The following is a 6,143-nucleotide window of genomic DNA, read 5'->3' as shown; positions in this document are numbered from 1 at the left end:
GTGCGCTTTGTCATCAAATCCGAGTACGAGCCGAAGGGCGACCAGCCGACCGCGATCGCCGAGTTGGTCGAGGGCATCGAGCGCAACGACCGCACCCAAGTACTGCTCGGCGTCACCGGCTCGGGCAAGACCTACACCATGGCCAAGGTGATCGAGGCCACTCAAAGACCGGCCCTGATCCTGGCGCCGAACAAGACGCTGGCGGCGCAGCTCTATGGCGAGTTCAAGAATTTCTTCCCCGACAACGCGGTGGAATATTTCGTCTCTTATTACGACTACTACCAGCCCGAGGCTTATGTGCCGCGGACCGACACCTACATCGAGAAGGATTCCTCCATCAACGAGCAGATCGACCGTATGCGCCATTCGGCGACGCGGGCGCTCTTGGAGCGCGACGACGTCATCATCGTCGCTTCGGTGTCGTGCATCTACGGTATCGGCTCGGTCGAGACCTATACCGCGATGACCTTTGCGCTGAAAAAGGGCGAGCGCATCGACCAGCGGCAATTGATCGCCGACCTCGTCGCCCTGCAATACAAGCGTACCCAGGCCGATTTCACCCGCGGCACCTTCCGCGTCCGCGGCGACGTCATCGACATCTTCCCGGCGCACTATGAAGACCGCGCCTGGCGCGTCAATCTGTTCGGCGACACCGTGGAGAATATCGAGGAGTTCGATCCGCTCACCGGCCACAAGCAGGACGAGCTCGAATTCATCAAGATCTATGCCAACTCGCATTACGTGACGCCGCGGCCGACGCTGGTGCAGGCGATCAAGGCGATCAAGGGCGAGTTGAAGCTGCGGCTCGATCAGCTCCACAACCAGGGCCGCCTCTTGGAAGCGCAACGGCTGGAGCAGCGCACCACCTTCGATCTCGAAATGATGGAAGCCACCGGCAGCTGCGCCGGCATCGAGAACTATTCGCGCTACCTCACCGGCCGCCGCCCCGGCGAGCCGCCGCCGACGCTGTTCGAATATGTGCCGGACAATGCGCTGGTGTTCGCCGACGAGAGCCATGTCACCGTTCCGCAGATCGGCGGCATGTTCCGCGGCGATTTCCGGCGCAAGGCGACGCTCGCCGAATATGGTTTCCGCCTGCCCTCCTGCATGGACAACCGCCCGCTGCGCTTCGAGGAATGGGACATGATGCGCCCGCAATCGGTCGCGGTGTCGGCGACGCCCAGCGGCTGGGAGCTGAATGAGAGCGGCGGCGTGTTCGTCGAGCAGGTGATCCGCCCGACCGGCCTGATCGATCCGCCCGTGGACATTCGCCCCGCGCGCACGCAGGTCGACGATCTCGTCGGCGAGGTTCGCCTCACCGCTGCGGCCGGCTATCGCTCGCTGATCACGGTGCTGACCAAGCGAATGGCCGAAGACCTCACCGAATACCTGCACGAGCAGGGTATCCGCGTGCGCTACATGCACAGCGATATCGACACCATCGAGCGCATCGAGATCATTCGCGATCTCAGGCTTGGCGCGTTCGATGCGCTGGTCGGCATCAACCTCTTGCGCGAGGGCCTCGACATTCCCGAATGCGCGCTGGTCGCGATCCTCGACGCCGACAAGGAAGGTTTCCTGCGCAGCGAGACCTCGCTGATCCAGACCATCGGCCGCGCCGCGCGCAATGTCGACGGCAAGGTGATCCTCTATGCCGACACCGTCACGGGCTCGATGGAGCGGGCGATGGCCGAGACCAACCGCCGCCGCGAGAAGCAGGTGGAGTACAACACGGCCAACGGCATCACGCCGGAGAGCGTGAAGAAGTCGATCGGCGATATCCTCAACTCCGTCTATGAGCGCGACCATGTGCTGGTCGACGTCGGCGGTCGCGACATGACCGACGACATCATCTCGATCGGCCACAACTTCGAGGCCGTGCTGTCCGATCTCGAGACAAGGATGCGCGAGGCCGCCGCGGACCTGAATTTCGAGGAAGCCGCCAGACTGCGCGACGAGGTGAAACGCCTGCGCGCAACCGAGATGGCCGTCGTCGACGATCCCACCGTGAAGCAGCGCGCCGTGCAGGACCGCGCCGGCGCTTACGCCGGCACCAGAAAATACGGCGACGCCGCGAATTTGCCCGAGGCCGTCGCCAAGGCGGGCCGATATTCGAAGCGCGGTAGCGGCAGTTCCGGCCAAGGCGGCGTTGGGAGCGCGAGCCGCAGCGGCGACGCGTCTTCGCGCAGCGAACGCGGTGCCTCCGTTCCCTCCCCCCTCGCGGGGTCCGAGGCGAGCGAAGCTCGCTCTCGAGGCCAGGGAGGGGGGCGCCCCACGGGCGGTGCCCGCGGCGCGCAACGCGACCCCCTGCTTCCTTCCTACGAAGAGCTGCACAGCGACTCGAAGTCCACCACCTCCAAAGTCCACAAGCCGCATCTCGACGAAATGCACGGCCCCGAATCCCTGCCCCACCGCCCCACCCGCGCACTGCCCGCAAAACCCATCCCCATCAGCGGCAGCAAGATCTTCCAGCCCACGAACTCGCGCGAGTCGGGACAGGAGTTCGGCCCGGCGCCGCGGTCGAGCGGCGGTGCGCCGGGGAAGCGGGGTGGGTGGAAGAGGAGGTAGGCCCCCAACACTGGCAATTCGAGCGAGTTTCGCTAGGCTGGCCCAATGAAACTCGGCTTCGAAGAATTGCAGACCGCCTATTCCAGTGGCTCACAGAGCGCCCGCGCGTGGACCGAAGCATGGGTCAAGGCGTGGGCCTATTGTCCGCATTGCGGCAATGCGAAGATGTCGCAATTCCCGAACAACAGCCCGGTGGCCGATTTCCTCTGCGCATCCTGCAGCGAAGAGTTCGAACTAAAGAGCCAGAAGGGGAAGTTCGGTGCCAAGATCGCTGATGGTGCCTACAAGACGAAATGCGAGCGTCTTGTCGCGAGCAACAATCCCAATCTGCTGTTGATGAATTACGATCTGAAATCGCGCGCAGTCATAAACCTTTTCATTGTGCCCAAGCATTTCTTCATCCGCGACATCATCGAGGAGCGCAAACCTCTGGCTGTGACGGCTCGGCGTGCAGGCTGGATTGGATCGAATATTCTGCTCGGCAAAGTGCCGGAAGCCGGCAAGATTCATATCGTTCAAAACGGCGTCATCCGCCCAAAGGATATCGTTCTTGAGGAATGGCAGAAGACGCTGTTTCTCAGAGACCAATCGCTTGAGGCACGCGGATGGCTGTTGGATGTTCTCAAATGCGTGGAGTCGCTTGGCAAACGCGACTTTACACTCGACGATGTGTACGCGTTTGACCGGCATCTCGGCGAACTCTATCCCGGCAACCAGAACGTCAGGCCGAAGATTCGTCAGCAGCTTCAATATCTGCGTGATCGAGGATTTATTGAATTCGTTTCGCGTGGCAACTATCGTTTGCGATCATAGGATTGATCCGCCATGGCTTGGTTCCTGAATTACTATGAATGTGATCGTTGCGGCGGCAAATGGAGGGACGAATGGTCGTGCATGTGCGACGACGAATGTCCGCATTGTGGCGCCCGAGATATGACGCCTTACGAGGCCAACGAATTGACAACGGTGATCGAAAAGGAAGGCAACGACTTTGTCGTGCTGTGGTCGCCGGAGACAGCAGAGCACGATCCCGATTATCGAGAACTAGGACGTTTTCCAACGAAAGAGAAGGCGCTTGAATTCTTGGCCGCCGACGGATGAGTGCCCCCACCTCTCTCCTCCCCTTCCTCCGCGCGCACCGCCTCGCCGTCGTCAGCACAGTCCGCGCTGGCGCCCCCCAGGCGGCGGTGGTCGGCATCGCCGCCACCGACACCCTCGACATCATTTTCGACACCCTCTCCACCTCGCGCAAATATGCCAACATCGTCGCCGATCCGCGCGTCGCGCTGGCGATCGGCTGGGATGCGGAGCAGACCGTGCAGATCGAGGGGATTGCCGACATTCCAGCGGGCGATGAGCTCGCCGCCTGCAAGCAGGCCTATTTCGCGGTGTGGCCGGACGGGCGCGAGCGCGAGAGGTGGCGCGACATCGCCTATGTCCGCGTGCGGCCGCGCTGGCTGCGCTATAGCGATTTCAGCCAAGCGCCGCCGCGGATCCAGGAGCTGAGGCTGGGGTAAGCAGCGTCATGCTCACGGGGGATGCAGCAATCCGTCGGACCTCAGCGTGTCGATCGCGTCGGTTAAGGTGAGGCCGCGATGCAGGCAGAACCATTCTCCGGTGTGGCGGTGCCACTGGAGGTCGAAGCGGTTGCGGCTGATCCAGTCGAGGCGGGCGAATGGGGCGTCGAACTCTTCGCCAGGATTCTCTGGAAAGCCGGAGCGGTAGCGCTGAACGAAGCGATACCTGGTGCCGTGCCACTTGCCCTGAATATCGACCGGATAGTTGAACTGCGTCGGCCGGATGCTGGGGAGAAAACGGGGCTTGAGGAAGTCGTCGATCAGGTGCTGGCAGGCGGCGGTCACCGCCGACTTTTCTGCCGCCGAGAAACCGATTGAGCTCATGTGTCCTCTAGGATCACGCCGCTTCTGCACGGGCAGTTGCCCATGGGCTGCCGTTTTCGCTAACACGGCGCGCGCGATTTCGGAAGCGTGGCGATGGTTCGGCGTCCAAGCGAGACAGACCGTGGTTATGGATTCCGGGCTCGCGACGGCGTCGCGCCCCGGAATGACGACGGAAGTGCTATCGTTGTCCCGGCCATGACGAACTCAAATGAGCGAGCTCACCCCGACCGCTTGTTGCTGGTGTTCTGCACCAGATTGCCGTGCGCGGCCTGCTCGCGGATGTTGTGCTTCTCGTCGTCGCGATGGCCCTTGGTGGTGTCGAGGGGAACGGCCGGGGTGCTGCCCGGCCCCTTGTGGCTTTGTTCGTCTGCCGGAACCGGCCTGATGATCTTCTTCAACGGCTTGGTCATCATTCGTCTCCGTCGATCACAAGCGCCAACGCGACGTCAGCGCAGATCGTTCCGCGGGACGCCATGGCGGCCCGGACGGTTCGAACGCATTCGCGGCTCCAAACGACTATGTAATGAGTTGTTCACGCATTTGAAGCATCACCTCTCCCATGCCCAACGCCATCACCGTGATTCCAGCGCTGGCCTTCAGCGCCACCCTCCTCTTCGCCGCGCCCTTGCACGCGGAAGTGCCGAACCGCACGCTGCTTTCGACGTTCTGCGATGCTGCCAGCATCAAGGGATCGACCTGCAAGCGCGCGAAGGCCTATCCCAACGCCCCGCGGGGCGGCTGCGACGTCACGCTGACCGGCGACCGCTTTGCCGGCAAGTTCCTGACCTCACGCAACCCGCTGCTGGTCGCCAACTACGAGAGCGGCTGCGAGGCGCATGCCACCGACGACGGCGGCTCGGTGGTGTTCGAACAGGTTGGCGGCGCCACTATCTTCCGGAATTTTGAGCCGGGCGTGCGCACCAACGAGTGCGTCACGCTGGCGAAGGACGCGCGGCAGGATGTCCTGGTCTGCCTCACCGGCCATATGGGCCAGGGCCTGCTCGAGACGGGGGTAGCGCAGATCGTGTTCGCGCAGAGCGCTGGCAAGGACGTTCGAATGTCGTTTGACATGATCCTCACCGCGGAGGATTCGATCGACGCCTACGGCGCCAATGTCGTGACCTGCAAGGAGCGCGAAAAGTATTTCGAGCTCTCGAAGCTCGCCGCGGGCCCGCGCAAGGCCACGGTAACGGTGGACGCGAGCTACGCCGATGCCGAGACCATCCGCATCGCCTGCGGCAAGGGCTTTGCGAAGCCGGCGCAGACCTTCGGCGAGCTCGCCCCCGGAGATGCGTATGTGCCGGAGGGTGATGAGAAGAATGGCAAGCTCGTCGTCGACCTCGTGACGCGGAAGGTCGCGGTGCAGTAGCAGCGACGCGCACAGTTCGTAGGGTGGGCAAAGCGACCACGTCCGCCGTAGCTTCAACAAGCGAAGGCGGAAGCGTGCCCACCATCCTGGAGCGTCATTGTTCGAAGATGGTGGGCGCGGCGCTGACGCGCCTTTGCCCACCCTACGAAAACATCCGCGCCGACTGCCCGACGAGGCTGGGCAAGAACTCGGCATTTGCCGCAATTGATGTACGATTCGGTTCATGACGAATCGCCCATTCAAGGCCGGCGAGAGCCGGGATCAAGCCAGCCTGCTTCCTGCGCGGATTGAGGACTATGTTGGAG

General features: G+C 62.7%; 7 protein-coding genes. 5 read left to right on the top strand and 2 right to left on the bottom strand.

From position 1 onward, the window contains the following. The 4 genes from uvrB to VKR55_RS16735 all read left to right on the top strand — a co-directional run. Nucleotides 1-2,568 (top strand): excinuclease ABC subunit UvrB (uvrB, locus tag VKR55_RS16750; protein WP_324405025.1); only part of this gene is annotated, 2,568 nt, incomplete at its 5' end. 45 nt (nt 2,569-2,613) lie between these two features. Then, complete coding sequence (locus VKR55_RS16745; RefSeq protein ID WP_324405024.1) at nt 2,614-3,381, top strand: DpnI domain-containing protein; 768 nt, start codon at nt 2,614-2,616, stop codon at nt 3,379-3,381. A 12-nt stretch (nt 3,382-3,393) separates the two neighbouring features. Beyond that, a complete protein-coding gene (locus tag VKR55_RS16740) occupies nt 3,394-3,669 on the top strand; it encodes a hypothetical protein (protein ID WP_324405023.1) in 276 nt (91 codons plus the stop codon). After that, nucleotides 3,666-4,085, top strand: coding sequence for a pyridoxamine 5'-phosphate oxidase family protein (locus tag VKR55_RS16735; RefSeq protein ID WP_324405022.1), 420 nt, complete (start codon nt 3,666-3,668; stop codon nt 4,083-4,085). Before VKR55_RS16740 ends, VKR55_RS16735 begins: the two co-directional genes overlap by 4 nt. Nucleotides 4,086-4,097: 12 nt before the next feature. Here VKR55_RS16735 and VKR55_RS16730 read toward each other — a convergent pair whose 3' ends face one another. Continuing rightward, nucleotides 4,098-4,469 carry a DUF3024 domain-containing protein gene (locus tag VKR55_RS16730; RefSeq protein WP_324405021.1) on the bottom strand — a complete coding sequence of 124 codons (372 nt, stop codon included), beginning with the start codon at nt 4,467-4,469 and terminating at the stop codon, nt 4,098-4,100. Nucleotides 4,470-4,687: 218 nt separating this feature from the next. Further along, on the bottom strand, nt 4,688-4,879 hold the full coding sequence (locus tag VKR55_RS16725) for a hypothetical protein (protein ID WP_324405020.1): 192 nt from the start codon (nt 4,877-4,879) through the stop codon (nt 4,688-4,690). A gap of 149 nt (nt 4,880-5,028) precedes the next feature. On the opposite strand from VKR55_RS16725, the gene VKR55_RS16720 reads away from it, so the two are divergent. After that, entirely contained in the window at nt 5,029-5,838 is an 810-nt protein-coding gene (locus VKR55_RS16720; protein WP_324405019.1) for a hypothetical protein, read from the top strand. The last annotated feature ends 305 nt before the right edge of the window (nt 5,839-6,143 follow it).

It is taken from the genome of Bradyrhizobium sp. (genome assembly GCF_035309285.1).
Taxonomy (GTDB): Bacteria; Pseudomonadota; Alphaproteobacteria; order Rhizobiales; family Xanthobacteraceae; genus Bradyrhizobium.
Note: the sequence above shows the minus strand (reverse complement) of the source record. Positions and strands in the feature narration are given on the sequence as shown.